Genomic DNA, 23,078 nt, shown 5'->3' on the forward strand with positions numbered 1-23,078 from the left:
AATTAGGCAACACTTGCCTCAATAAGGCTGTACTCAATAAGGCTGTACTTGGATGACACGCGGTTTGACCAGGCATTAATGTCATCCGCATGTCCACCCGAACCCAGACCAAGCGCAGCAAGTTCCAGGCCCTGCTCCAGGATCAGATCCGCAACGAATTCAATGCCGAACACCAGTACATGGCGGTGGCGATGTGGTTCGACAATGCCGATCTGCCGGTCCTGGCCAAGTATTTCTACAAGCAGGCCGTCGAAGAGCGTAACCACGCGATGATGATCGCGCAGTACCTGATCGATCACGACATCGCCGTCGAGATGCCCGGAACCGAGGCCGCTACTACGCAATTCGCGAATGCCAAAGAGCCCATCGCGCTGGCGCTCGCACAGGAGCAGGCCGTCACCGAGCAGATCATCCAGCTCGCCAGGACCGCCCGGGAAGAGGGCGACTACCAGGGCGAGCAGTTCATGCAGTGGTTCCTCAAGGAACAGGTGGAAGAAGTCGCGACCATGAATACCCTGCTCACTGTCGCCGAGCGGGCCAGCGCGAATCTTTTCGACCTGGAGAATTTCGTGCAGCGGGAAATGAGCGGTCCGAAGGACGCGTCCGGCGCGCCGCACGCCGCGGGCGGCTCGCTGTAATTACTTCATGAGCCGAAGGTAATTCGGTTCCCGGCCCGGTGGATTCACACAGCAGGCCCGGTCCCTTGCGCTGGACCGGGCCTGTTGCATGTGCTCGGTGCTCGTGCGATACGTACCCGCCTTTTCTTACTTCTGCGGCACCGTGACGGTGCCGGTGGCGTTGGCGGACAATGTACCGAACAGCGACTTGACCACGGCCAGAATGGCATCCATGGTTTTTCTCCTCATCTGATATCCGGTGTAATGATCACCGGATCCCCCTGAACTTCCGGGGTGAAGAGAACTTAACCGAGCACTCGTAGCGAAACAGGCACTTTTCAGAAAAATCCCCGCAAAAAATCCGGGCCGCTCACCGAGTGAATCCAGTTCACCGGAGAACGGCCCGGACCGTGCCGGTACCGCGGGTGCTCAGCCCGGCGGTGTCAGCGCAGCGTGACCTGGCGCGACCGCAGGCCGTCACGGGAGCGGCGCTCCTCGGAGGTCAGCGGGGCGTCCGACTGCAGCGCGGTCGCCAGCTTCGCACCGAACTCGCGGGCCGGGCCCTCCCACTCACTCGCGTGCCGCTCCCGATCCAGGTCGAAGACCGGCACCAGCAGACCGTGGGTGCGGAACGAGCCCGCGAAGCGTGAACCCTCACCCAGGTGCAGATCGCCGGCCGCGTGCAGCCGCGCCAGCGCCAGCATCAGCTGGTCCTCGTCCTCCGGCCGCACCCAGCGGATGTGCGCCTTCTCGCCGGCGTCCACCCACCAGGCCGCACCGACGGCGTCCGCACCCAACTCCAGGCGGGCCGACGGCATGATGGCCTGATTGGCCTGCTCGATGGTGGCGGCCACCTGCGGATCCGGGGTGACACCCGCCGGCACCCACCAGTTGAAGTCCTGGTGCACGGTCAGATCCAGGGCCGCACCCGGATCCAGCACCTCGGTGAGCCGCGGCGTGCCATCCACGGTCGCGGCGCTCAGCGACTCGCCGGGGGTGGCAGACTGGGTCCACAGCACGGCGGCGGCCAGATCCGCGGCCGGATCGGCGGACTGGAACTGCACCTGCGTGCCGACGAAACCGATCGGCTCGTCACCGGCCCGCACCAGCGCGGCGACCGCGCCCGGCAGCACGGTGGCGAGGGTGACGGCCCGCGCCGCGGCGACATTCGGCGACAGCTTCAAGATCGCGGTCGCCGACGGCACGAACTCCCGTAGCGCCACCAGATCGCATTCGGCGGCCAAGCCCTCGAAGGGCCGCGTCACGGCCTGCGCCGCCGCCTCCTGTTCGGCGCGGCGGGCGGCCAGCTTCTGCGCCCGATTGGAGTCCGGCTTGGGACTGTTGCGCTTGCTCTTACCCATGACTGGCAAACCTACTGGGTCTTTGGCCCTCCGCTTCGCTCCGGGCAGGGTTCGCGGCCCTGAAGTCTCGATTCTTCCCTCCCCCGCTCCTCCGCTTCGCTCCCCCGCTCCAAGCGCGGGGAGGCGGAGCGCAGTCCAGAATCGAGACGGCCGCGAACCATCGGGAAATCCCTTTGAACCGGTTGCGGGTGCGGGGGCGTGACTTGTTGGTGGCGTGCTCCGGCGCGGGGGTCGGGCGGATTCAGGCGTTGGCCAGGACGGCTTTCGTCCGGGCGGGGTAGTTGGTGGCGACCCAGTCCACGCCCAGGTCGGCGCAGAGCTGGACGTCCTCGGGATCGTCGCAGGTCCAGACGTAGGTGGCGCGGCCGGCGGCGGCGGCCTTGTCGACCAGGTCCGGGTGCTCGCGCAGGGTGCGTACGGATGGGCCGATGGCGGTCGCGCCGACGGTGTGGGCGGCGCCGCCGGAGAGGTACAGGGAGGATTCGCCCAGTAGGACGGTCGGGAGCAGCGGGGCGGCGCGGCGGATCCGCCAGACCGCGGTGGCGGCGAACGACATGACCACCGCGCGTGAGTGATCCGCCGAGGCGGGTGCGCCGATGCCGTAGCGGGCGAGCTCGGTCAGCAGCGTGGTCTCCACCAGCGCCCCGTAGCGGACCGGGTGCTTGGTCTCGATGAAAAGCTTGGTGGGACGGCTCTTCCAGTCCAGCACCAGCTCGATCAGCTCGGACAGCGTGAGCACGCCCTCCGGTTCCTCCGCGGTACCGAAGTTCAGCGCCTTCAGCTCTTCCAGAGTCATCTCGCTGACCGCGCCCGATCCGTTCGAGGTGCGATCCACGGTGCGGTCGTGCACGCAGACCAGGTGCCCGTCGCGGGTCAGGCGGATATCGCATTCGACGCCGTCGGCGCCCTCCTGCAGGGCGAGATCGTAGGCGGCGAGGGTGTGTTCGGGTCGCGCCGCCGACGCCCCCCGGTGCGCGACCACGAACGGCGCACGACTGGCCCGGCTCACTTCGCCACTACCTCCTGTTGCTCCGCGGCCGGGGACCCCTCTGCGTCATCCCCGGAAGCTGCGTCGTCCCCGACCACTGCATCATTCCCGACCACGGCGGCGGGCGCGCATCGCACGGGTTCGATCACCGGCCGCGCGGGCCCGGTGGCGATCACCCAGCGCCGCAGCGTCTTCGGCCGGCCGCGCAGATCCAGGCCCGCGAAGGCGTGCACCAGCCCGAGCGAAGCCACCGCGACACCGGCCGCGACCAGATCGGTCCACATGCTCGCCAGCACGCCGTCGGCCTGCACCTGCAGCGAGGACGCGAACCGGTACAGGATCGCCACCAGCACCAGCACCGCATCGAGAAGCCAAGCCGCCCACCAGATCCGGACCGCCCGCAGCAGCCGCGGATCCGCACCGCCCGCCGACCGCAGCCGGGCCGCCTCGGTCAGGAAGATGCCCGGCCACACCAGATTCACGATCGGCACCACGCAGCCCAGCACCAGGGCGCGCAGCGACCGCGGATCCGACTCGCCCACACTCGCGTACGCGGCGCGGCGGGTTTCGGTGAGCCAGCCGACCAGCGCCACCGCCGATACCAGCGCCAGCACCAGGGCCACCACCGCGGAAACCGTCACGGCCGCATCGGAAATCCACAGCAGCCAGGGCGGGATGAGGCGGGTGCGGTTGCGCAGCAACACGCCGTACCTGCCCAGTTCGGCCAGGGTGGAGAACACGAACACACCGGCGGTGGCCGGCAGCAGCACGGTGATGCGGTCACTCAGCGCGGCCAGCGGGCGATGCGGCGCGGCGGCCGCCACCGGGGGCCGATCCTGCAGGCCCCACTGCGGAATCCGGTGGTAGCGCGGCGTCTGCAGCGGACCCGGACGCCGGACCGGCTGCGCGCCATGGGTTCTGCGGCCGGGCGGGCGGGCCACCCAGCGGTAGTTGCGCCGGTCGGCGGGCGCGTCCACCGGTGCGGGCGAGAGCAGGACACCGTGGCAGCGCGGGCACCAGTGCAGCGGCTTGCCCTGTACCGCCCAGCGCGCGCCACAGCGGGCGCACGGCTGCACGACGGCGGATCGCGATCGGCCCACCTGTCCCCCGTTCATGGCTCCACCTCTCCGCGCCTAGTAGATCTTCGCCTCGGGACCGTCACCGGTGAGCGGCCTGCCGATCTGCTGCCAGGCCACCATGCCACCCGAAACCATGACGGCCTCGTAGCCGATCTGGTTCAGGTACTCCACCACCGGTACGGACCGGCCGCCCTGCCGGCAGATCACGTAGATCTCGGCGTCGATGTCGAGTTCGTCGAGCCGGGCGGGCACGTCGGTCATGGGGATGTGGATGGCGCCGGGCGCGCGGCCGAGCTGCCATTCGTCGACCTCGCGGACGTCGAGGAGCTGGGCCGGCGCGGGCGCGGGCGAACCCCAGCCGTCCGCGGCGTCGAATTCCGCGGGAACCGCGTCGATCGGCACCGTGGGCACGTGGGGGTTCGTCACGGTTCCGATCCTGCCACGTGGGCGCGAGGGCTGTGGAGTTCCGTAGCCGCGCAGGGTTGGTTCGGGGAGTTATCCACATAATCCACAACCTGATCCACAGGTTGATAGACGACCGATTCGTCCTGGTCGGCCGATCCGGAAGTCCCCTCCCCGTTCCGGAGCGACCGACCTCGGGCCGCTGTCCCATAAGGCCCCGTCCAGTCTGACGCCGCAGGTGAACGCGCGGTTCCTTTCGCACTCGAAAAAAACGACAACACTACCGAATAACGGAAATCCGGGGTCCGGCCGGGCAGGATCGGTAGCCTGGCGCTATGACTATGAGCAGGGGGCTACTCGACGGCCTGGACATCAATGGGCTCAACCGCGCGCTGTCGGAGGCGACATGCCTCGGCATCGACGTCGACACGGCGCGCGCCACACTACGGCTGGAACTCGACGTACTGACCCTGCCCGAGGACGGTCCCCCGCCGGCGGACTGCGATATCTATCTGACCCTCACCGGGGTCAGCCGGGTCGCCGCCTCGCTACGCCGGCAGCGCTGGGACGACAACGAGCCCATTGTGCTCCCGCTCACTCTCGACGGCCTGCACGATGCCGTCCAGAGCTTCGGCGGCGGCGCGCTGCACGGCTGGGACTTCCTCGACCTCGCCGACAGCTCCTGGAGCCAGTGGCGCAAACTGCTGAGCTTCGACACCACGCTGAGCGACACGCCCGCCGCCCACATGATGGAGTTCTCCCAGGAGGAGGGCGTCGACCCGCGCGAACTCGACGTGCGCGTGTGGTTCGAGGGCGTGGACGTCACCGACAGGCAGGGCAACCCGATCCCCTTGCCGGACTTCATCGCCGGCGGCGTCCGCTGGTGGCAGGCGCACGATGCGGGCGACCCGCGCACCATGCGGCCGGATGTCGTCCCGCCGCTGTAGCGAGCGGCGGACACGCTCGAGGGGTTCGGGGACCAAGTCCCGGAACCCCTTTCGATGTGGCCTGCGAGCGTGCCTCCGCGATGGTCCGCCGAACTGCTTACGCGCCAAGCCCGATCGCGCAGCTCACGCCGGTGCCGTGGTCCGGGCAGTAGCCGCCGGGGTTCTTGGCCAGGTACTGCTGGTGATAGCCCTCGGCGTAGAAGAAGGCGGAAAGGTCCGGCAGCGGGGCGATCTCGGTGGTGATCTCGCCGAATCCGGCCGCCGTCAACCGTTCCTGATAGCCGGCCCGGCTCGCCTCGGCCACCGCGCGCTGCTCGTCGCCGAGGGTGTAGATCGCCGAACGGTATTGGGTGCCACGGTCGTTGCCCTGCCGCATGCCCTGCGTCGGATCGTGGTTCTCCCAGAACTGCTTCAGGATCGCGGCGTAGTCGACGACCTGCGGGTCGAAGACCACCAGCACCGCTTCGGTGTGCCCGGTCCGGCCGGAACACGCCTCCTCGTAAGTAGGGTTCGGGGTGAATCCGCCCGCGTAGCCGACGGCGGTGCTGTACACGCCGTCCAGCTCCCAAAAGCCCTGCTCCGCACCCCAGAAGCAACCCATGGCCAGCACCGCGAGCTGCGTGCCCGCCGGAAAAGGAGGTTTGAGGGAATGTCCGCTGACATAGTGCTTGTCCGGTACCACCAGCGGCTCGGAGCGGCCGGGCAACGCTTGCCCGGCTGTCACCATGATCGGTTCCGGTAGTCGCACCCGCCCGACGAATTCGTCGTACCACGACATGACTCGATGCTACGGGACCCGGCGCGACCGGCGACGATGTTGCGTTCAGGCGAATTCCAAAGGTTGGGAAAGATATACATCGGGTGGAATGTGGGGGCGCGCAACCCGGTTGGAGACGAGCGGGTGTACGAATGATGGTTGGGTGCGCCTCGGCACCTGCCGAGGGCACACGGCCCCGACACGGAAAGGGACATCGTGGCTGTTTACACGCTGCCAGACCTCGATTACGACTACAGCGCCCTGGAGCCCTTCATCTCCGGGCAGATCAACGAGATCCACCACACCAAGCACCACGCGGCCTATGTCGCGGGTGTCAACGCGGCCCTCGAGAAGCTGGAGGAGGCGCGTGCCAAGGACGACCACGCCGCCATCTTCCTGAACGAGAAGAACCTCGCGTTCCACCTCGGCGGCCACGTCAACCACACCCTCTGGTGGAAGAGCCTGTCCAAGGAAGGCGGCGACAAGCCGGTCGGTGACCTCGCCTCGGCCATCGACGAGGAGTTCGGTTCCTTCGACAAGTTCGTCGCGCAGTTCTCGGCGGCCGCCAACGGCCTGCAGGGCTCCGGCTGGGCCTGGCTGGGCTACGACACCCTGGGCAACAAGCTGCTCACCTTCCAGCTGACCGACCAGCAGGGCAACGTGCCGCTCGGCATCATCCCGCTGCTCGGCCTGGACATGTGGGAGCACGCCTTCTACCTGCAGTACAAGAACGTCAAGGCCGACTACGTGAAGGCGTTCTGGAACGTCGTGAACTGGGCCGAGATTCAGGACCGCTACTCCAAGGCGGTCAACCAGGGCAAGGGTCTGATCTTCGGCTGATACCCGTCGGGCTCCGGCCCGCTCGTACGCCTGAGGCCCGCGAACCGCATCGGTTCGCGGGCCTTTCGCATTTGCCGGGTCCGGGTGCTAGCACTCTCTGGTACTTGTGTGCCAGTTCTGTTCGGGTACAACCTGGTGTTCCCAACAGCAGCACCGGGCACAGTCGCCCCCGGGAGGTTCGGGAGGCACATCATGAATGGTCAGGTCGGCGTCATGCCGTTCCATGCGCATGGTTCGCTGCAGGGTTTCGTGATCTCCGGACGCTGGCCGGACTCCACCAAGGAATGGGCGCAATTGCTGGTGCTCGCGGTGCGGGTGGCCGGTCTGCCGGGCTTGTTGCCCACCTCGACGGTGTTCGGGGCGCGCGAGGAACTCCCCGAGGACCCGGATCCCGCGATGGTCGGGCTGGTGATCGCCGAGGGCACGGTGCTGGGGACGGAAGGGTTGCAGCCGGGCATGTTTGCCGATCATGTGCCACCGGCGCTGATCATGTTGCACCCACCGCGCGAGACGCGGCCCTCGCTGCCCGAGTGCGCGGGCGCGGCCTCGGGGTGCCTGCTGCTGCCGGGGCTGCCGGATCTGGGACTCGAACATCGGGCGGCCTGGGTGGAGACCGATAGCGACGGCACGGTGACCTCGATGGTTTCGCGGGTGGGGGTGGATCCGATCAGCGATCCCGACACCGCGGTTCTGGCCATGCTGCTGGCCGCGTAAGGGTAACCGAAACCTTTCGGCAGCATCGCCAAACTTATTGTGCGCATTGCGATTTGGGTAACGGCCATTTGCCCGCGCCTGGTTTGCCGGAGTAGCATGGCGGCCGAGCGAAGGGGAGTAGCCCCCAATCACGCCGTCGACATACTGATCCTCCCGGATCCGGCGCGTGGACCGGATTTTCTCCGGTGGGCGAGACCTTCGGCCGACGAGAAACCAAACCGATTGACCGGTGCGGTGTCGGCTGAAGCGTCCCCGCATTTCAGCCGACAGGCCGGAGACCTGGGAGCTGACCTTCATGATCGCCACGATATTGCTGAGTTTCGGCGTGCTGTTCCTCGCCGAACTGGGCGATAAATCGCAACTCATGGCCCTGACCTTCGCGCTGCGCTACCACTGGTGGGTGGTGCTGTCGGGCATCACCGTCGCGAGCGTGCTGGTGAATCTGATCGCCGTCGGTGTCGGCCACTTCCTGGGCGCGGCGCTGCCGACCGGAGTCATTTCCCTGTGTGCCGCAGCAACTCTCATCGCGGTCGGCCTGTGGACCCTGCGCGAGACGCTGCCGTCGAACTCCGGCGAGGACGAGGGAGAGATCGCGCCGCAGCCGAGGTCGCGCTCGGCGTTCCTGGTGGTGCTGTCGGCCTTCCTGCTGGCCGAGCTCGGTGACCGCACCATGTTCGCCACCATGGCCCTGGCCACCAAGAACGGCTGGGTCGCGGTGTGGATCGGGTCGGTCGCGGGCATGGTGGCCGCGGGCGCGCTCGCCATCCTGATCGGCGTGACCGTCGGCAAGCACATTCCGGAGCGGTTCATCGCCGGCTGCTCGGGCCTGCTGTTCCTCTACTTCGGTGCGCTGACCCTGCTGGAGGCCTTCGCCCACGGCCTGGGCACCCCGGCCATCGCGGTGCTGTCGCTGGCCCTGCCGGCGCTCGCCGGCGGCGCGCTGTGGCTGCTGCACCGCCGGGCCGCGACCATCCCGGCGAGCTCAGTCACCGAGCACGGTATTGCCGAACAGGTCCCCGCTGCGCCGCACGAGGTCCAGTAGCGGTTCCCGCAACTCCCGCAGCCCGCCCAGGTCGCCCACCGCCACCCGGGCGGTGACCATCGCGCTCAGGGCCGCGACCAGGGTCTGACAGGCGAAGCGCTGCTCCTCGGTGTCCGCGCCGAGCACATCGGCGACCATGGCCACGAAGGTCTCCTGCAGCTGGGTACGGCGGGCGATGGCCTCGGGGCCGACGGCGTAGACCTCGACGAGAAACACACGGGCGTAAGCGGGTTGGCCCGCGAGCGCATCCAGGTACGCGCCGAGCACGCGTTCGATGCGTTCGGTGCGGGTCTCGCCGTCGAATTCCGCGCCGGTGGCGGTCAGGATGCCGGTCAGCATGAGTTCCGCGGCGCGCTCGTAGGCGGCCTCGAAACAGTCTTCCTTGGAACGGAATTGCTCGTAGAAGGTCTCGCGGGAGACGCCGGCCCGCTTGATCACCGCGGCGACCGGCGTTCCGACATAACCGTTCTCGGCCATCGCCTCGGCCAGGGCGAGCAGGATGCGGTCGCGCTGGGCGGCCACCACGGTTTCGCGGGGCAGGCCGTGGCGGCCGCGGGGCAGTTGGCGGGTTGCCGATTCGGGCATGTGCAGGACTCCGTTGGCCTCGAGCGATTCAGGCGAGCTTTCTCATTCTGCTGGGGCGAGCCGGTTGATCGGTGGTGAAATCCGCCGGTTCGGTGCGGGCGATCTCGAGTCCGCCGGCCACGCCCCCGCGTAGTGAATAGTCCACCAGGCGCTGGGCGAGCGGACGACACCACAGCACCATGCTCACCCAGTACGGCGAGACGATGCGGCGGGAGCGGCGGGCCAGGGCGCGTTCACAGGCGTCGATGGCCGGGCCCAGGGGGGCGATGCCGGAGACGGTGGAGCGGCCCAGAATACTGCGCGCGGCCTCGGTGCCGAAACCGCGGCTGGTCATCTCGGTGTCTAGTTCGGCGAAGTAGGCCATGCCGACCCGGGCGCCGGTGTGGCGCAATTCGATGCGCAGGGTGTCGCCGAGCGCCTCGACCGCGGCCTTGGAGGCGCTGTAGGCGCCGGCCAGGGGCAGGTGGATGGCCGCGGCGAGCGAGGAGATGAGCAGGACGTAGCCGCCGGGGTGCGCGAGGTGGGGTCCGGCGGCGCGCAGCGTGTAGTAGGCGCCGAGCACGTTGACCGTGAGGGTCTCCTCGAGCACGCTGGGGTCGCCATCGAGCAGGGACAGTTGCCGGGCGATCCCGGCATTGCACACCACCGCGTCCAGGCCGCCCAGTTCGGCGGTGAGGGAGTTGACGACCCGCTGCACCTGCGCCGGGTCACCGACGTCGCAGTAGCGCCAGGGCGCGTCCCCGCATTCGGCCGCGACCTGGGCCAGCAGTGACTCCTCGATGCCGAGCAGGGCCACGTGCGCCCCGTGCACGTGCAGCTGGCGGGCCAGGGCGGCCCCGATGCCACGGGCGGCGCCGGTGATCAGGATGCGTTTGCCGGCCACTTGCGAGGCCGGACGGCGGAATCCACGGCGAAGACCGGCCGTGCTGACGTTCATGTCTGCGAAACTACCACTTATACGAACAGCCGTGTTCGCAAATCTTGCGAGCCTCTTGCGTAAGCGTGCGCACAGCCCGGCTATGGTGCCTATTGACGGAGGGCCAGTGAGAGGGCCGTCCACAGTCGAGAGGACCAATCACCGTGGAGATTTCGGGCTCCGCCGCCATTGTCACCGGAGGTGCGTCCGGGCTGGGCGCCGCCACCGCCAAGCGCTTCGCCGACGCGGGCGCGACCGTGTTCGGCCTGGATCTGGCTCAGTCCATCGAGCGCGCGGGCGACAGCGTCCCCGCCGGTGTCACCCTCATCCCGACCGACGTCACCAGCGGTGACGAGGTGGCCGCCGCGGTCGCCACGGTCGTGGAATCCGGTGTGCCGCTGCGCATTGTCGTCAACTGCGCCGGTGTGGGCTGGGCGGGACGCATCCTGTCCAAGAACGGCCCGCACGACCTGGAGCTGTTCCGCACGGTGATCACCGTGAACCTGCTCGGCTCCTTCAACGTGATGCGCCTGGCCGCCGACGCCATCGCCAAGACCGACCCGGTCGACGAGTACGGCTCGCGCGGTGTGATCATCAACACCGCCTCGGTCGCGGCCTTCGAGGGCCAGATCGGCCAGATCGCCTACTCCGCCTCCAAGGGCGGCGTCGCCGGCATGACCGTCCCGGCCGCGCGTGACCTGGCGCAGTTCGGCATCCGCGTCAACACCATCGCCCCCGGCATCATCGACACCCCGATGCTGGCCGGTGTCACCGAGGAGTACCGCAAGGGCCTCGAGTCGGGCGTGCCGTTCCCGTCCCGCCTCGGCCGCCCGGACGAGTACGCGCAGCTCGCGCAGTACATCACCGAGCACGACTACCTCAACGGCGAGACCATCCGCATGGATGGCGCGCTGCGTATGGCGCCGCGCTGACGCCGGGCCTCGGACAGCAACAAGGCCCGCACCGGATTCCGGTGCGGGCCTTGCCAATTCACGACTCAGTGAGTTGCGGGGTAGAGCCCGCAGCCTCCCTAGTGCGGGCGGACGGCCGCAGCCTGGGGGCCCTTCTTGCCCTCGGTGATCTCGAAGGAGACCGCCTGGCCCTCCTCGAGCTGGCGGTAGCCGTTGCCCTCGATCTCCGAGTAGTGGACGAAAACGTCGGGGCCGTCTTCGCGGGCGATGAAGCCGTAGCCCTTCTCCGCGTTGAACCACTTGACGGTGCCCTGAACCATTACCTTCTCCTGACGAGGTGTTTCTTTTAGTGCGTGGGTACCGCGGCCGCGGTACCCGGGGTCGATCAGAAGGCGGCTTGCAACTTGCCTGGCAAGGTGAAGCGACGCCCGCACACTGTTCCGCGCGAGCATGTTGAACACGAACACGAAAACTTACGACCAAGACGTACAACGTACGCGTTCACGGCTAGTTCCCGAAATCACCGGGAGATGTGAATCGTCACACTTGCCACAAACCGGGCATGACCAATTCCCGCTTGCTATGGGTCGGGCTCCTGCGGAAACACCGCAGGAGCCCGATCCGTGAACGACCCTCAGAGCGTGCGGGTCAGGCGGTCGGCGAGGATGCGGGCGAAGTGCGCCGGATCCTTCAGCTCGCCGCCCTCGGCGAGAACCGCGGTGCCGTAGAGCAATTCGGCGGTCTCGGTGAGTTCCACCGGCTTCTCGTCCGCGCCGGACGCCGCCGCGTACGCCTCGCGCAGACCCGTGACCAGCGGATGCGCCGGATTCAGCTCGAGGATGCGCTTGCTGTGCGGCAGCTCCTGCCCGGAGGCGCGGTACATGCGCTCCAGCATCGGGGTGAAATCGAACACATCACCCACGATGCAGGCCGGGGAGGTGGTGAGCCGGTTGGTCAGGCGCACCTCCTTCACGTCCGCGGCCAGCGTCTGCTGCAGCCAGCCGAGAATGTCGGCGAAGTCCTTCTCCTGCTGCTCGCGCAACTGCTCGGAGGCCTTCTTCTCGTCCTCGGTCTCCAGATCGACCTCGCCCTTGGCGATGGAGACGATGGGCTTGCCCTCGAACTCGGTGACCGAGCCGACCCACATCTCGTCGACCGGATCGGTCAGCACCAGCACCTCGAGGCCCTTGGCCCGGAAGGCCTCCATGTGCGGGGAGTTCTCGATCTGCTGGCGGGTCTCGCCGGTCATGTAGTAGATGGCCGACTGGGTCTCCGGCATGCGCTCGACGTACTGCGCCAGCGACGTCAGCTCGCTGTCCGAATGCGTGGACGCGAAAGACGAGACGCCCAGGATGGTTTCGCGATTGTCGTGGTCGGAGAGCAGGCCCTCCTTGAGCACCCGGCCGAACTCGCGCCAGAAGTCCTGGTACTTGGACTGATCCTCGGCGTTCTTCAGATCCTTGACGGTGGACAGCACCTTCTTCACCAGGCGCTTGCGGATCATCTGGATCTGCCGGTCCTGCTGCAGGATCTCGCGGGACACATTGAGCGACAGATCCTGCGCGTCCACCACGCCCTTGACGAAGCGCAGATACTCCGGCATCAGCTCTTCGCAGTTGTCCATGATGAACACCCGGCGCACATAGAGCTGCACACCGCGCTTGTGCTCGCGGGTGAACAGATCGAACGGCGCGTGCGAGGGAATGAACAGCAGCGCTTGGTATTCGAAGGTGCCCTCGGCCTTCATGGGGATGATCTCGAGCGGATCGTCCCAGGCGTGCGCGACGTGCTTGTAGAACTCCGTGTACTCCTCGTCGGAGACCTCGCTGCGCGGGCGGGTCCACAGCGCCTTCTGGGAGTTCAGGGTCTGGGTCTCGACCAGGGTCTTCTCGGTCTTGTCCTCGCCCTCGCCGTCGAGCACGGTGCGCTCGACATCCATGCGGATGGGCCAGGCGATGAAATCCGAGTACTTCTTGACGATCTCGCGGAGCTTCCACTCCTGCGTGTAGTCGAAGAGATGATCGTCCTCGTCGGCCGGCTTCAGGTGCAGCGACACCGTGGTGCCCTGCGGGGCGTCGTCCAGTTCCTCGATCGAGTAGGTGGAGCTGCCCGCCGCGGATTCCCAGCGGGTGCCGGTGTTCTCGCCCGCCTTGCGGGTGGTCAGGGTGACCTTGTCGGCCACCATGAAGGTCGAGTAGAAGCCGATGCCGAACTGGCCGATCAGCTCCTCGGCCTGCTGGTCACCGGCCTTGGCCTCCAGCAGCTGCTTGCGCAGCTGCGCGGTGCCGGACTTGGCGAGAGTGCCGATCAGGTCCACGACCTCGGCGCGGGACATGCCGATGCCGTTGTCGCGGACGGTCAGCACGCGGTTGTCGCGATCGACCCCGAGCTCGATGTGCAGGTCGGAGGTGTCGGCGTGCAGGTCCTTGTCGCGGAAGGTCTCCAGGCGCAGCTTGTCCAGTGCGTCGGAGGCATTGGAGACCAGCTCCCGCAGAAAGGTGTCCTTGTTCGAATACACCGAGTGGATCATCAGCTCCAGCAGCTGATGGGTCTCGGCCTGAAACTCCAGGTGTTCGACGTGTTCGGTCACGATGCGATATTACGTCGAGCGAAGTCGGCGATGGCCGGAACCTCGGCGTCGGCCCGGTCGGTCATCCAGTCCCGCAGCACCTTGGTGGCCTGCACGTCGTCCTCGTTGTATTCCAGGATGCGGGTGCGCTGGGACAGATCCGGCTCGCCGCCCTCGTACGCGACGGCCAGGCGGTACCAGGCCATCGACGCCTCTCCCCCGGCCTCGGCATCGCGCCAGTGGAAGCCCGCGACCGGCGCGATCTTCTTGAGCCCCTTGCCGTTCGGGCAGATGAACTGCTCCGACACGGCCTGGAACATGTCCACCCACTGCGGGCCGTCCACGAACCGCTGCACCTCGCGCTCGGTGGGGATGCCCGGGCGGCCGGCGAAGCGGCGGGCCGACTCGTAGAGCCACTTGTCCTCGGCGGTACGCGAATAGCAGTAGGCGGCAAAGGATTTGCCATCCGCGGCGGCCTGGGCGCGCACCTCCATGAGCCAGGTCCAGAACTCGGCGAAGGAGCGGCCCTCGTCCTCGGTGGGCAGCGGGTCCCAGGTGACGAACGGGCGGTACACGCCGTCCAGCAGGGTGCCCCACAGGTAGGCGCCGTGCTCCTGGAAGCTCTCCAGGTCCACATCCACCTCGATGTCGGCGCGGGTGACCCGCACCCGGTCGACCCGGCGGACCAGGGGCGCGCCGGTGGCCCAGGCGCGGGCGGTGACCACGGCCTCGGTGAACGGCTCGTACTGCCAGTCGTCGGGATCGTCGCCGCTCCAGGACGCCAGATCGTCGATGGTCTCGACGCCGTGGCGGCGCAGCACCTCCGCTCGCGAGCCCGGTGCCACCAGGCTCACATCGCGGTGCTCGGACAGCCACTGCTCACAGCTGCGCCCGCCCGCCTCGGGCGAGCGGCTCCACCAGGGGCACTGGCGGCACTCGGGGACTTTCGAAGGGACGGTGGGGAGTTCGCCGCGCACCACCGCGATGCGGTCGGCGTAGCGGATGTCGTAATCGGCCAGGACCGGGCCCAGGTCGTGGACCAGGACCCGGTCGAAGTGATAGCCGATGGCGCCGCCGACCAGGGCCGGGCTGGCCAGCCCGTGCCGCTGCAGCATGCGGTAGAGGTGCGCGAGGCGCTGCAGGTCCCGCGGCTGCGGCCGGGTGCGGACGTGCCGGTCCGGCTGCGGATTCCATTGGTACAGATCGCTGGTCGTCGGATGGTAGTCGGCCGGGTCCGGCTGCCGCGGATCGGTCACCTTGTGGTTCACCACGATGACCGGGATGTATCCGCCGCGATCGCTGTCGCGCCACAGGATTTCGCAGCCGCCGCGGCGGCCGGTGTCGGGCTCCTGCGGCAGCAGCGCGCCCCAGATCCGGTCCGCCCCCGCCGCCATGGCGGCCATGGTGGCCGCGGCCCGCTGCGGCGCGGGCTGCTTCGGATCGATGACCGTCCAGCTACCGGGCGCCGCGGCGACCAGCGTGTCCCGTACGTGAGATCGGTGCGCCGCGGCGGCTTCTCGTCGCTGCTGCACGCCCGCGTCCTCGGCGACTCCGGTCAACACGCCCGGATTACTCGCGTCCAGATGCAGCCGGTGCCGACAGCCGATCAGCGCACGCGCATCCAGGAATGCCGCACGCTCACCATGGTCACCGATGCCCGAATACACGCCAGTCAGTATGGCCTCAACCCCCGACATCCCTACGAACTGGCACCGAAACCCCAAGGCGCTCGCTGCGCGGCGAACCCACCCGTTAGGGTGATTCGCAAACTGTGTTTCATGGGCGGACAGGCATTTCCCCCGGCCCTGTGCTGCCATGGCGAACCAGCATGACGGAGGCCATCAATGGGGTTGTTCGGCAAGCGCAAGAAGCGAGTCAGCCGCCGGGCCGAGGCGAAAGCCCTCAAACACAAGGCCGGCATGGAGGCCAAGCTCGGCGCGCGCAACGAGCGCAAGAAGAATCGGGCGGAAGCACGCACGCAGAAGCAGGTCGCCAAGGCGGAGATCGCCAAGCTGCAGGCCGAGGAGAAGGCCGCGCAGAAGATCGCCGCCCGGGCCGAACGGGATCCGTTCAGCGCGGCCTCGATCCGCAAGTACCTGGGCGTGGCCCGGGTGCTGGTGCCGGTGCTGGCCCCGCTCGCCTACCGCGGCGCGACCTTCGTGCGCGGGCAGCTCGACACCCGCCGCGCCCAGCAGCTGGGCATCGGGCTCGACCAGCTCAGCGAGTTCTCCGGCCCGGGCGCGAAGCTGCAGGCGCGCATCGCGGGCGTGGAGTCCACGCTGTCGGAGATCGAGTCCAAGAACTCCGACACCGAGACCAAGAAGTTCGTGACCGCCAGCCGCGATCGGCTCGACAGCCTGACCGCGGCCGTGCGCACCGCCGCCCAGATGCCGGTGCCGCGGCGCCGCGCCGTGCACGCCTCCATCTCCAACGAGCTCTCCGGCATCGAGGCCGACGTGCTCGCCCGCCTCGGCGTGAACTGAGACACCCATGAGCCCGATGCGCGGTGGACTGGCAGGCGTCGCCATGGCGGCCCTGGCGGTCGGCGCGCACGGGTTCGCGGGCGGCGGCTACCCCGGCTCCTCCGGGCTCATGCTGCTGATGCTGGCGGCGGCCGTCATCGGCGCGCTCGCCGCCGCGCTGCGGCCTCCCGCCGCGCTGCCGATCCTCATGGTGGCCGGCCAGCCCGTCTGCCACCTCGCCCTCAGCGGCCTCGTGCAGCACGGGCATGCCGCGGGGGCAATGGAATTCACCGCGCACGGGCCGATGCTGCTGGCACACGCGGTGGCGGCGGCCGGCTGCGCGATCCTGATCCTGGCCGCCGAGCGGCTCTACGGGCTGATCTCGAGCGCCGTCCGAGTGATCCTCACCCGGCCCGGCGGACATCCGGCACGGGCCGCGCAGGCGCGCCGCCCGCGATCGGTCCCGACCCCGAAAACCCTTCTCGCCCTGGGCGCGAGCGGACCGCGCGCGCCACCGGTTACGGCGTAACCCCCGCTCCTATCTACCCGTAACCATTGTCAGAGAAGGCAATACAGTCATGCACACCTCCCTTTCGCGCACCCTCGTCACGTCGGTGGCCGCCGCCGGCCTGCTGCTGTCCGGCGCGGGCATCGCCGCCGCGCACGTGGTCGTGGACGCCCCCGGCGCCAGCCAGGGCGGCTACGCCGTCGCCACCTTCCGGGTGCCGACCGAGTCCGACACCGCCTCCACCACCAAACTCACCGTGACGCTGCCGAATCTGAAGAGCGCACGCACCGAGCCCATCGCGGGCTGGACCGCCAAGGTCGACAAGAACGCCCAGGGCGAGGCCGTGGCGGTCACCTGGACCGCCGATCCGGGCAACCCGGGCGTCGCCCCGGGCCAGTTCCAGCGTTTCGCGCTCTCCGTGGGCCCGCTGCCCAAGCAGGAGAAGGTCAGCTTCAACACGTCCCAGACCTACAGCGACGGCAAGGTCGTCGACTGGAACCAGCCCATGAACGCCGACGGCAGCGAGCCCGATCACCCGGCCCCCAGCCTCACCCTGGCCAAGAGCACCGGCGGCGATGACGACGCCCCGGCAGCCACGGATGCCGCCGCGAGCGACAAGAGCAGCAGCGACGACACCGCCCGCTGGCTCGGCGGCGCCGGCCTGGCGCTGGGCGCGCTGGGCGCGGCCCTCGGTGTCGGCAACGTCATCCGGGGACGGCGGTCGTGAACCGCAAGCTGCTGGCCGGGCTGATCACCGGTCTGCTGGTCACCGGATTCGCACTGCTGGGCGGCGGTGTCGCCGACGCGCACTCCACCCCCGTCTCCTCCAGTCCGGACAACGGCGCGCAGATCGACACCTCACCGGCATCGGTGAGCATCACGTTCAACGAGAACCTGCAGGCGGCCTACCCATCCATGACGGTCACCGGGCCGGATCACAACCTGTGGTCGAAGGGGCAGCCGAAGGTGGAGGGACCGACCGTAAGTATCGAGGTCGGTGAGCTCGGGCCGACCGGCGAGTACACGATCGCGTACCGGGTCACCTCCGCGGACGGGCATCCGGTCAGCGGCAAGCGGACGTTCACACTGACCAAGCCCGGCAATGGAACCCCGGGCCCCAGGGCCGACAGTGCCGCCAAGTCCGGCGGCTCCGACGGCGGCGGGGTGCCGCTGTGGATCTTCATCGTGGGCGCGGTGGTGCTGTTCGGCGGCGGCCTGGCCTTCGCCCTGTTCGGCGGACGGGGCAAGCAGCGCAGGTGAATCGGACCGACCGCACCGATCGTCGCCGGGAGCGCGGGACGACCGGCGGTGGCAGCTCACCGAGATGGCTGCTCGCGCTGGTCATCCCGATCGCCCTGGCCGGTGCGGCCGTGGCCTGGGCGCTGGCCGCCGCCGAACCCGTACAGGCCGAGGCCCCGGTCCGGGTTCTCGCCGACTGCGCGGGGGCGACGGTGCTGGGCCTGGCCGCGCTGCCGCGGCTCTCGGACCGGCTGACTCCGCAGTGGCGGCCGCTCACCGTGCTCGCCGCGCTCTGGGCGGCAATGGAATTCGCCATGCTCGCGCTGGAAGCCGCGGAGGTGCAGGGCATTACGGCGCGGCAGCTGAGCGCCGCGCAGTTCGGCGACTACCTCGCGCACGTGAGCGGCGGGCAGATCGGTATCGCGCTGCTGATCGGCAGCGGCACGGTGGCGATCTACAGCGCCTTCGGATTCCGGCGGCCCGACCGGGCCACCGGCGATCTGGTGCTGGTTTTCACCGCGGTCACGCTGGCATTGCGGCCGATCACCGGGCACATGTCGCAGCAGCCGCTCGGTTCGGTGCTGGCGGCGCTGCACGCGCTCGCGGCCGGCGCCTGGTTCGGCCTGCTGCTGGCGCTGGCGCTGACCGTGCGCACCCGGGGCGAGTGGGCGGTGCTGCTGCCGCGGTACTCGGCGTGGGCGATGCCGCTGGTGGTGACGGTGATGGTGACCGGAGTGATCAACGGGCTGGTGCGGGCCGGCGGAGTGAGCCCGCTGTTCACCAGCGGGTATGGGCGGATCCTGCTGGCGAAGACGGTGCTGCTGGCGGTGCTGCTCGGGCTGGGCTGGTGGTGGCGGCGCAGCTGGGTGCCGAAGGCCGCCGATCACCGCATGACCGCGGACGACTCGCTGCGGCGCGCGATTGCCGAAGTGCTGGTGATGGCGCTAGTGTTCGGGCTGGCCGGTACGCTGGCCGTCACCGCGTGAGGTGGTCCGCGGTTCTCGAATTCGGGTGTGCCGGTTCATAGATGGCATGCATCACAAGACCTGCGACGAAAACTAGCACACGTTACAGTTGCGCCCATGACCGAAGTCAAGATCGTCGCGGACTGCGCCGCCTCGGCCGAATCGGCCTTCGCCTACGTCAACGATTACCGGCACCTGCCGAACTTCATCAATGAGATCAGTGCCTTCACCCCGCTGACCGACCAGGTCGAAGGCGTGGACGCCACCTTCGACGGCACCATCCAGCTGGGCCCGATCGCCCTGCACTCCACCATCAAGATCGTCCGGCACGAACCCGGCTCCGCCATCGCGGTGAAGTCCATCAAGGGCTTCGAGATCGAATCCACCTTCCTCTTCCACGACAAGGGCGAGGAATCCTGCACCATCGACGCCATCGTCGACTACCGGGTCCCCGGCGGCATCGCGGGCAAGATCCTCGGCAAGACCATCGAGCCGTTCGTGAAGCTCGCCGTGAAGAGCTCCACCCACAATCTGGTCACCCAGGTCTCCGCGTTCCACACCAGCCGCACGTCCGCCTAGTCACCCGGGGTCGCCAGAGCCGCCGACCCCCGCGAAGGCCCGCAGATCGGCCTCGGTCCGGCGGAACAGCCAGTAGTCGCCCAGGAACCCGAGGACACCCACCGCGCACAGCGCGTAGATGGAGATCAGCTCCAGCGAAACCTCTTCGGCGGTCAGGAACGTCAGACTCGCGATCACTCCGATCAACGGAATCGCCACCGCCACCGCGAGATACCGGGTGCAGCGACGGCTCAGGGCGCGCAGGGCATCGTGATCGCGCGCCGTCTCACCGTGGGTGAGCAGCCGCGGATAAAAGCAGCGCACTACGAAGAACGTCACCACGAAGAACGGGTACGCGACCGCGATCGCACCCGAAACCAGCATCGTCGCAACCAGATTCACAATGCGCCCCGGCGGCAGGCCGGTGTACACGACCAGCGCGATGGCCGTGATCGCGGCCGACACCACCCACCAGCCGAAGGCCAGCAGCGCCACCCGGTCGCCGTCGATCAGGGTGTCGCGCCGCGCCCGGGCCAGCGTCTCCGGATCGTAGGTCCGGCCCCGCCGCAGTCCGCGCCACACGATGAACGCCCGGCGGCACATGTAATTGGTGAGCGCGATGGCGGCCGGCGTGGTGACCAGGAACAGCAGATTGCCCACCAACCGCAGCCGCGCCTGCTCCCCCGCCGAGAACCAGAGCGCGAACAGCGGATGATTGTGCAGGTTGGCGTAGGCGATGCCGAGCCCGTCACCGAACATGCTCGCCGCCGTGATCAGCGCGACCAGCGACCACGGGCCGACCCGGGACCGCCAGCTGCTCGCCGGCGGATCCACCAGATCCCGGGCCCGCTGATCCAGGCACAGGTCCAGCTGCTGGGCCAGCGCCGCGCCCGTGGCCCAGCGGTCCTCGCGATCGGGGGCCAGGCATTTGAGCAGCACCCGCCGCAGCGTGGCCGGGCAGTCCGGCGGCAGGTCGTCGAGGCGAGCGGGCTCGATCTCGTGGCGGCGCAGCCGGAGCATGCGCTCGAGCGAGGATTCCGAATCGCCCGCGCGGGTTTCGTCGTCGAAGGGGCGGCGGCCGGTGAGCAGCTCCCACAGCACCACCCCCAGCGCGTAGATGTCGCTGCGGCCGTCCAGATCCGCGGCGGTCTCGGGCAGCTGCGGGTGACAGGCCGCCAGCTGCTCGGGCGACATGTACGCCAGCGAGCCGCCGAAGTAGGCCAGCGGGCTGGTCCCCGCCACATGCGCGCTGAAACTGATATTGAAATCCGCCAGTTTCGGGCTGCCATCGGCGGTGAGCAGCACATTGGCGGGCTTGATATCGCGGTGCAGCACCCCGTTCCGGGCCGCGTGATCGAGTGCGCGCGCCAACCGGCTGCCCAGCCAGGCAACGGTTTCCGGCCAGCTGCGCTCCGGCATGGCTGCGCGCGTCGGTGATTCGCCGGGCACCAGGCCGCCCCGGTCCCGCATGGCCGCGTTCACCGCCTCCAACAGCAGCCCGCCGTCCCGATCCGCCGGCTCGCGAGAACGCACCAGTGCCAGCACCTTCGACAGCGTGCCGCCCGGAAGATATTGCATATACAGCAGTTTCAGCTCCCGGTCGCCGAGCAGCCGCTGGTCGAAGACGCGCACGATGTGCTCGTGATCCAACCGCGCCAGGGTCTCGGATTCGGTGCCGTGGTTCTGCGAGACCTTCACCGCCACCAACCGCTGCATGGACCGCTGCCGGGCCAGGAAGACCCGGGCGAACGCGCCGCTGCCCAGTTCCACCAGCAGATCGAAATCGTCCAGCCGATCGCCGACCTCGATGCCCTCCAGGGCGTGCTGTGCCTGCGGCCGGGCGATCAGGGTGCTGCGGTAGTCGTGCTCGGCCCATTCGGTGGCGACGACCTCGGTCGGATGGCAGCCGCCATCCACCGCCGCAGCATCACCATTCCCGTGGAGCCCGGAGCGACCGTTCCCGTGCAGCCCGGAGCGCCGCAGCGCGTGGAACTCCTCATAGGCCAGATCGGGCGGCAGTGGACCGGAACGCAATTCGTCGAACTCGGCCCGGTAGTCGGCCAGGCGCTTGGGGAAGTCGTAGCGGATCCAGCGGTATTCCAGGTCGACCTTGATCAGTTCGATCAGTACCAGCCGGCGCAGGTGCGGTGTGCGTGGCAGGAATTCGGCCAGGCGGGGCGGCGCCGCGGCCGCCTCCCAGGCGGCATGGAATCCGGCGAGCACGGACGCCAGCAGGGAGCGGGTCTCGTCGACAGCGCCCGAGTCGATCGCCTGTTCTACGTTCATGCCTCTCCCGACCTGGACTCATCGGGTGCCGCCAGTATGCGCCCGAGAATCCGACTGCACGGTTGATTAACTCTTGTGGATAGATCGTTCTGCAGCCGCAGAGCGCATCGCGACAGCACAACACCGCCGGTCACGGGCCACTAGAGTCGCGGTATGAGTGAGCAGTTTCCCGAGCGGATCTGGGGTTCCCGCACCAATCTGCTGTCCCGCCTGGCCAGTCCGTTCGCCGCCACCAAGGTCGGCTCGCTGGTCATCCGCAAACTGACGCCGCTGGATCGCAAGGTGCTCGAACGCACCGGCGGCAAGTACACCGTGCTCGGCCCGATCGGCGCGCCCGTCATCCTGCTCACCACCGTCGGCCGCAAATCCGGGCAGCCGCGCACCACTCCCCTGCTCTACGTGCACGAGGGCGACACGCTCTACGTGATCGGATCCAACTTCGGCCAGTCCCACCACCCGGCGTGGACCGCCAACCTGCTCGCCAGTCCGGCCGCCGAGGTCGCCATCGCCGGGCAGCACATTCCGGTCACCGCCACCCTGGTCACCGACGAGGACCGCCAGCAGGCGGTCTTCGAACGCTTCGAGGAGACCACGCAGGCGTACACCGCCTACCGCAATCGCACCGCTCGTGACTTGCGCATTTTCGCCCTGACAAGATAGTTCCCGTGACCGAATCAGCGAACGCCACTGCCACCGCCGACCTCGCCGACGAGATCGGCCCCGAGATCCGCAGCTGCGACACCCAGTTCATCCAGTTCGGCGGCCACGAGGTCTTCGCCGGCCGCATCGTGACCATCCGGACCTTCCAGGACAACCTGCTCGTCAAGCAGACCCTCGGCGAACCCGGCGAGGGCCGCGTGCTCGTCGTGGACGGCGGCGCGAGCGTGCACACCGCACTGGTCGGCGACATCATCGCGGGCCGCGGCGTCGACAACGGCTGGGCCGGGGTCGTCGTCAACGGCGCGGTCCGGGACTCGGCCATTCTGCGCACCCTGCCCATCGGCATCAAGGCGCTGGGCACCAACCCGCGCAAGAGCACCCAGACCGGCGCGAATGCCGAGAAAGACGTCACCGTCGAATTCGGCGGCGTCACCTTCGTTCCCGGCGACATGCTCTACAGCGACCATGACGGCGTTGTCGTTCGCAGCGAGGACTGACCCAACTCTCGGGAAGCTCTCAGGGGTAACGGCCTCCGTACCCCCGAGAATGGGGAGCCGGGGGCCCAGCCCCCGAGCCCCCGCGGGAGTCACGCCGCCGGCAACCCGCAGGGAACGCGGCGAGCCCGGCCGCGCGGGGCACAGACCGAACCCCTATGGATCCGGGAGTACCTTG

General features: G+C 68.6%; 25 protein-coding genes. 14 read left to right on the forward strand and 11 right to left on the reverse strand.

What is annotated here, in order from left to right:
• The first annotated feature begins 89 nt into the window (after positions 1 to 89).
• The gene (locus AB0L60_RS07535; protein WP_364608824.1) at positions 90 to 638 is read left to right on the forward strand and encodes a ferritin; all 549 of its coding nucleotides are present in this window, start codon (positions 90 to 92) and stop codon (positions 636 to 638) included.
• 422 nt (positions 639 to 1,060) lie between these two features.
• Here the strand turns inward: AB0L60_RS07535 and AB0L60_RS07540 are convergent, their stop codons facing one another.
• The 4 genes from AB0L60_RS07540 to AB0L60_RS07555 form a co-directional block, all read right to left on the reverse strand.
• Positions 1,061 to 1,978 carry a DUF5926 family protein gene (locus tag AB0L60_RS07540; protein WP_364608827.1) on the reverse strand — a complete coding sequence of 306 codons (918 nt, stop codon included), beginning with the start codon at positions 1,976 to 1,978 and terminating at the stop codon, positions 1,061 to 1,063.
• Positions 1,979 to 2,219: 241 nt separating this feature from the next.
• The gene (locus AB0L60_RS07545; RefSeq protein ID WP_364608830.1) at positions 2,220 to 2,987 is read right to left on the reverse strand and encodes a glycerophosphodiester phosphodiesterase; all 768 of its coding nucleotides are present in this window, start codon (positions 2,985 to 2,987) and stop codon (positions 2,220 to 2,222) included.
• Positions 2,984 to 4,081, reverse strand: a complete 1,098-nt coding sequence (locus AB0L60_RS07550) for a DUF4328 domain-containing protein (protein ID WP_364608833.1) — start codon at positions 4,079 to 4,081, stop codon at positions 2,984 to 2,986. Before AB0L60_RS07550 ends, AB0L60_RS07545 begins: the two co-directional genes overlap by 4 nt.
• 18 nt (positions 4,082 to 4,099) lie before the next feature.
• Positions 4,100 to 4,471, reverse strand: a complete 372-nt coding sequence (locus AB0L60_RS07555; RefSeq protein ID WP_364608836.1) for a rhodanese-like domain-containing protein — start codon at positions 4,469 to 4,471, stop codon at positions 4,100 to 4,102.
• A 311-nt stretch (positions 4,472 to 4,782) separates the two neighbouring features.
• Here AB0L60_RS07555 and AB0L60_RS07560 point away from each other — a divergent pair, with 311 nt between their 5' ends.
• A complete protein-coding gene (locus AB0L60_RS07560) occupies positions 4,783 to 5,394 on the forward strand; it encodes a hypothetical protein (protein ID WP_364608839.1) in 612 nt (203 codons plus the stop codon).
• Positions 5,395 to 5,491: 97 nt separating this feature from the next.
• Here AB0L60_RS07560 and msrA read toward each other — a convergent pair whose 3' ends face one another.
• Positions 5,492 to 6,121, reverse strand: a complete 630-nt coding sequence (msrA, locus tag AB0L60_RS07565; RefSeq protein ID WP_364609708.1) for a peptide-methionine (S)-S-oxide reductase MsrA — start codon at positions 6,119 to 6,121, stop codon at positions 5,492 to 5,494.
• Positions 6,122 to 6,367: 246 nt separating this feature from the next.
• On the opposite strand from msrA, the gene AB0L60_RS07570 reads away from it, so the two are divergent.
• The 3 genes from AB0L60_RS07570 to AB0L60_RS07580 all read left to right on the forward strand — a co-directional run bounded on the left by AB0L60_RS07570 (position 6,368) and on the right by AB0L60_RS07580 (position 8,747).
• Positions 6,368 to 6,991: a superoxide dismutase gene (locus AB0L60_RS07570; RefSeq protein ID WP_364608842.1), complete on the forward strand. Its 624-nt coding sequence runs from the start codon at positions 6,368 to 6,370 to the stop codon at positions 6,989 to 6,991.
• A gap of 192 nt (positions 6,992 to 7,183) precedes the next feature.
• Complete coding sequence (locus tag AB0L60_RS07575) at positions 7,184 to 7,705, forward strand: peptidase (protein ID WP_364608845.1); 522 nt, start codon at positions 7,184 to 7,186, stop codon at positions 7,703 to 7,705.
• A 295-nt stretch (positions 7,706 to 8,000) separates the two neighbouring features.
• A complete protein-coding gene (locus tag AB0L60_RS07580; protein ID WP_364608849.1) occupies positions 8,001 to 8,747 on the forward strand; it encodes a TMEM165/GDT1 family protein in 747 nt (248 codons plus the stop codon).
• Here AB0L60_RS07580 and AB0L60_RS07585 read toward each other — a convergent pair.
• On the reverse strand, positions 8,688 to 9,332 hold the full coding sequence (locus tag AB0L60_RS07585) for a TetR/AcrR family transcriptional regulator (RefSeq protein WP_364608852.1): 645 nt from the start codon (positions 9,330 to 9,332) through the stop codon (positions 8,688 to 8,690). The two genes, AB0L60_RS07580 and AB0L60_RS07585, sit on opposite strands and share 60 nt — an antisense overlap.
• 28 nt (positions 9,333 to 9,360) lie before the next feature.
• Complete coding sequence (locus AB0L60_RS07590) at positions 9,361 to 10,269, reverse strand: SDR family NAD(P)-dependent oxidoreductase (protein ID WP_364608855.1); 909 nt, start codon at positions 10,267 to 10,269, stop codon at positions 9,361 to 9,363.
• Positions 10,270 to 10,412: 143 nt separating this feature from the next.
• On the opposite strand from AB0L60_RS07590, the gene AB0L60_RS07595 reads away from it, so the two are divergent.
• Positions 10,413 to 11,180, forward strand: a complete 768-nt coding sequence (locus tag AB0L60_RS07595) for an SDR family NAD(P)-dependent oxidoreductase (RefSeq protein ID WP_354847511.1) — start codon at positions 10,413 to 10,415, stop codon at positions 11,178 to 11,180.
• Positions 11,181 to 11,278: 98 nt separating this feature from the next.
• Here AB0L60_RS07595 and AB0L60_RS07600 read toward each other — a convergent pair whose 3' ends face one another.
• The 3 genes from AB0L60_RS07600 to AB0L60_RS07610 form a co-directional block, all read right to left on the reverse strand.
• The gene (locus AB0L60_RS07600; protein ID WP_033085228.1) at positions 11,279 to 11,479 is read right to left on the reverse strand and encodes a cold shock domain-containing protein; all 201 of its coding nucleotides are present in this window, start codon (positions 11,477 to 11,479) and stop codon (positions 11,279 to 11,281) included.
• Positions 11,480 to 11,793: 314 nt separating this feature from the next.
• A complete protein-coding gene (htpG, locus tag AB0L60_RS07605) occupies positions 11,794 to 13,749 on the reverse strand; it encodes a molecular chaperone HtpG (RefSeq protein WP_364608858.1) in 1,956 nt (651 codons plus the stop codon).
• A complete protein-coding gene (locus tag AB0L60_RS07610; RefSeq protein ID WP_364608861.1) occupies positions 13,746 to 15,425 on the reverse strand; it encodes a TM0106 family RecB-like putative nuclease in 1,680 nt (559 codons plus the stop codon). Before AB0L60_RS07610 ends, htpG begins: the two co-directional genes overlap by 4 nt.
• 147 nt (positions 15,426 to 15,572) lie before the next feature.
• On the opposite strand from AB0L60_RS07610, the gene AB0L60_RS07615 reads away from it, so the two are divergent.
• The 6 genes from AB0L60_RS07615 to AB0L60_RS07640 all read left to right on the forward strand — a co-directional run bounded on the left by AB0L60_RS07615 (position 15,573) and on the right by AB0L60_RS07640 (position 19,481).
• Entirely contained in the window at positions 15,573 to 16,211 is a 639-nt protein-coding gene (locus AB0L60_RS07615) for a DUF6474 family protein (protein ID WP_364608863.1), read from the forward strand.
• Positions 16,212 to 16,218: 7 nt separating this feature from the next.
• Positions 16,219 to 16,719, forward strand: coding sequence for a hypothetical protein (locus tag AB0L60_RS07620; RefSeq protein ID WP_364608866.1), 501 nt, complete (start codon positions 16,219 to 16,221; stop codon positions 16,717 to 16,719).
• Between the two features lie 49 nt (positions 16,720 to 16,768).
• Complete coding sequence (locus AB0L60_RS07625; protein ID WP_364608870.1) at positions 16,769 to 17,425, forward strand: YcnI family protein; 657 nt, start codon at positions 16,769 to 16,771, stop codon at positions 17,423 to 17,425.
• Positions 17,422 to 17,958, forward strand: coding sequence for a copper resistance CopC family protein (locus tag AB0L60_RS07630; RefSeq protein ID WP_364608873.1), 537 nt, complete (start codon positions 17,422 to 17,424; stop codon positions 17,956 to 17,958). Before AB0L60_RS07625 ends, AB0L60_RS07630 begins: the two co-directional genes overlap by 4 nt.
• The gene (locus tag AB0L60_RS07635; RefSeq protein ID WP_364608876.1) at positions 17,955 to 18,923 is read left to right on the forward strand and encodes a CopD family protein; all 969 of its coding nucleotides are present in this window, start codon (positions 17,955 to 17,957) and stop codon (positions 18,921 to 18,923) included. The genes AB0L60_RS07630 and AB0L60_RS07635 overlap by 4 nt, the downstream gene beginning before the upstream one ends.
• Positions 18,924 to 19,019: 96 nt before the next feature.
• Positions 19,020 to 19,481 carry an SRPBCC family protein gene (locus tag AB0L60_RS07640; RefSeq protein ID WP_364608879.1) on the forward strand — a complete coding sequence of 154 codons (462 nt, stop codon included), beginning with the start codon at positions 19,020 to 19,022 and terminating at the stop codon, positions 19,479 to 19,481.
• Here AB0L60_RS07640 and AB0L60_RS07645 read toward each other — a convergent pair whose 3' ends face one another.
• Positions 19,482 to 21,746 (reverse strand): serine/threonine-protein kinase, encoded by a 2,265-nt coding sequence (locus tag AB0L60_RS07645; RefSeq protein WP_364608882.1) that lies wholly within the window; start codon positions 21,744 to 21,746, stop codon positions 19,482 to 19,484.
• A 153-nt stretch (positions 21,747 to 21,899) separates the two neighbouring features.
• Between AB0L60_RS07645 and AB0L60_RS07650 the strand changes: the two genes are divergently transcribed.
• Both AB0L60_RS07650 and rraA read left to right on the forward strand, forming a co-directional pair.
• Entirely contained in the window at positions 21,900 to 22,406 is a 507-nt protein-coding gene (locus AB0L60_RS07650) for a nitroreductase/quinone reductase family protein (protein WP_364608885.1), read from the forward strand.
• Between the two features lie 5 nt (positions 22,407 to 22,411).
• Positions 22,412 to 22,903: a ribonuclease E activity regulator RraA gene (gene rraA, locus AB0L60_RS07655; protein ID WP_364608888.1), complete on the forward strand. Its 492-nt coding sequence runs from the start codon at positions 22,412 to 22,414 to the stop codon at positions 22,901 to 22,903.
• Positions 22,904 to 23,078: the final 175 nt, after the last annotated feature.

This window comes from Nocardia sp. NPDC051981, from assembly GCF_040680715.1.
GTDB lineage: Bacteria > Actinomycetota > Actinomycetes > Mycobacteriales > Mycobacteriaceae > Nocardia.

Coding starts and splice junctions, on each gene's coding strand:
- AB0L60_RS07535 (WP_364608824.1), top strand. CDS start 90: ATGTCCACCCGAACCCAGACCAAGCGCAGCAAGTTCCAGGCCCTGCTC.
- AB0L60_RS07540 (WP_364608827.1), bottom strand. CDS start 1,978: ATGGGTAAGAGCAAGCGCAACAGTCCCAAGCCGGACTCCAATCGGGCG.
- AB0L60_RS07550 (WP_364608833.1), bottom strand. CDS start 4,081: ATGAACGGGGGACAGGTGGGCCGATCGCGATCCGCCGTCGTGCAGCCG.
- AB0L60_RS07560 (WP_364608839.1), top strand. CDS start 4,783: ATGACTATGAGCAGGGGGCTACTCGACGGCCTGGACATCAATGGGCTC.
- msrA (WP_364609708.1), bottom strand. CDS start 6,121: ATGGTGACAGCCGGGCAAGCGTTGCCCGGCCGCTCCGAGCCGCTGGTG.
- AB0L60_RS07575 (WP_364608845.1), top strand. CDS start 7,184: ATGAATGGTCAGGTCGGCGTCATGCCGTTCCATGCGCATGGTTCGCTG.
- AB0L60_RS07580 (WP_364608849.1), top strand. CDS start 8,001: ATGATCGCCACGATATTGCTGAGTTTCGGCGTGCTGTTCCTCGCCGAA.
- AB0L60_RS07585 (WP_364608852.1), bottom strand. CDS start 9,332: ATGCCCGAATCGGCAACCCGCCAACTGCCCCGCGGCCGCCACGGCCTG.
- AB0L60_RS07590 (WP_364608855.1), bottom strand. CDS start 10,269: ATGAACGTCAGCACGGCCGGTCTTCGCCGTGGATTCCGCCGTCCGGCC.
- AB0L60_RS07600 (WP_033085228.1), bottom strand. CDS start 11,479: ATGGTTCAGGGCACCGTCAAGTGGTTCAACGCGGAGAAGGGCTACGGC.
- AB0L60_RS07610 (WP_364608861.1), bottom strand. CDS start 15,425: ATGTCGGGGGTTGAGGCCATACTGACTGGCGTGTATTCGGGCATCGGT.
- AB0L60_RS07615 (WP_364608863.1), top strand. CDS start 15,573: ATGGGGTTGTTCGGCAAGCGCAAGAAGCGAGTCAGCCGCCGGGCCGAG.
- AB0L60_RS07620 (WP_364608866.1), top strand. CDS start 16,219: ATGAGCCCGATGCGCGGTGGACTGGCAGGCGTCGCCATGGCGGCCCTG.
- AB0L60_RS07625 (WP_364608870.1), top strand. CDS start 16,769: ATGCACACCTCCCTTTCGCGCACCCTCGTCACGTCGGTGGCCGCCGCC.
- AB0L60_RS07640 (WP_364608879.1), top strand. CDS start 19,020: ATGACCGAAGTCAAGATCGTCGCGGACTGCGCCGCCTCGGCCGAATCG.
- AB0L60_RS07645 (WP_364608882.1), bottom strand. CDS start 21,746: ATGAACGTAGAACAGGCGATCGACTCGGGCGCTGTCGACGAGACCCGC.
- AB0L60_RS07650 (WP_364608885.1), top strand. CDS start 21,900: ATGAGTGAGCAGTTTCCCGAGCGGATCTGGGGTTCCCGCACCAATCTG.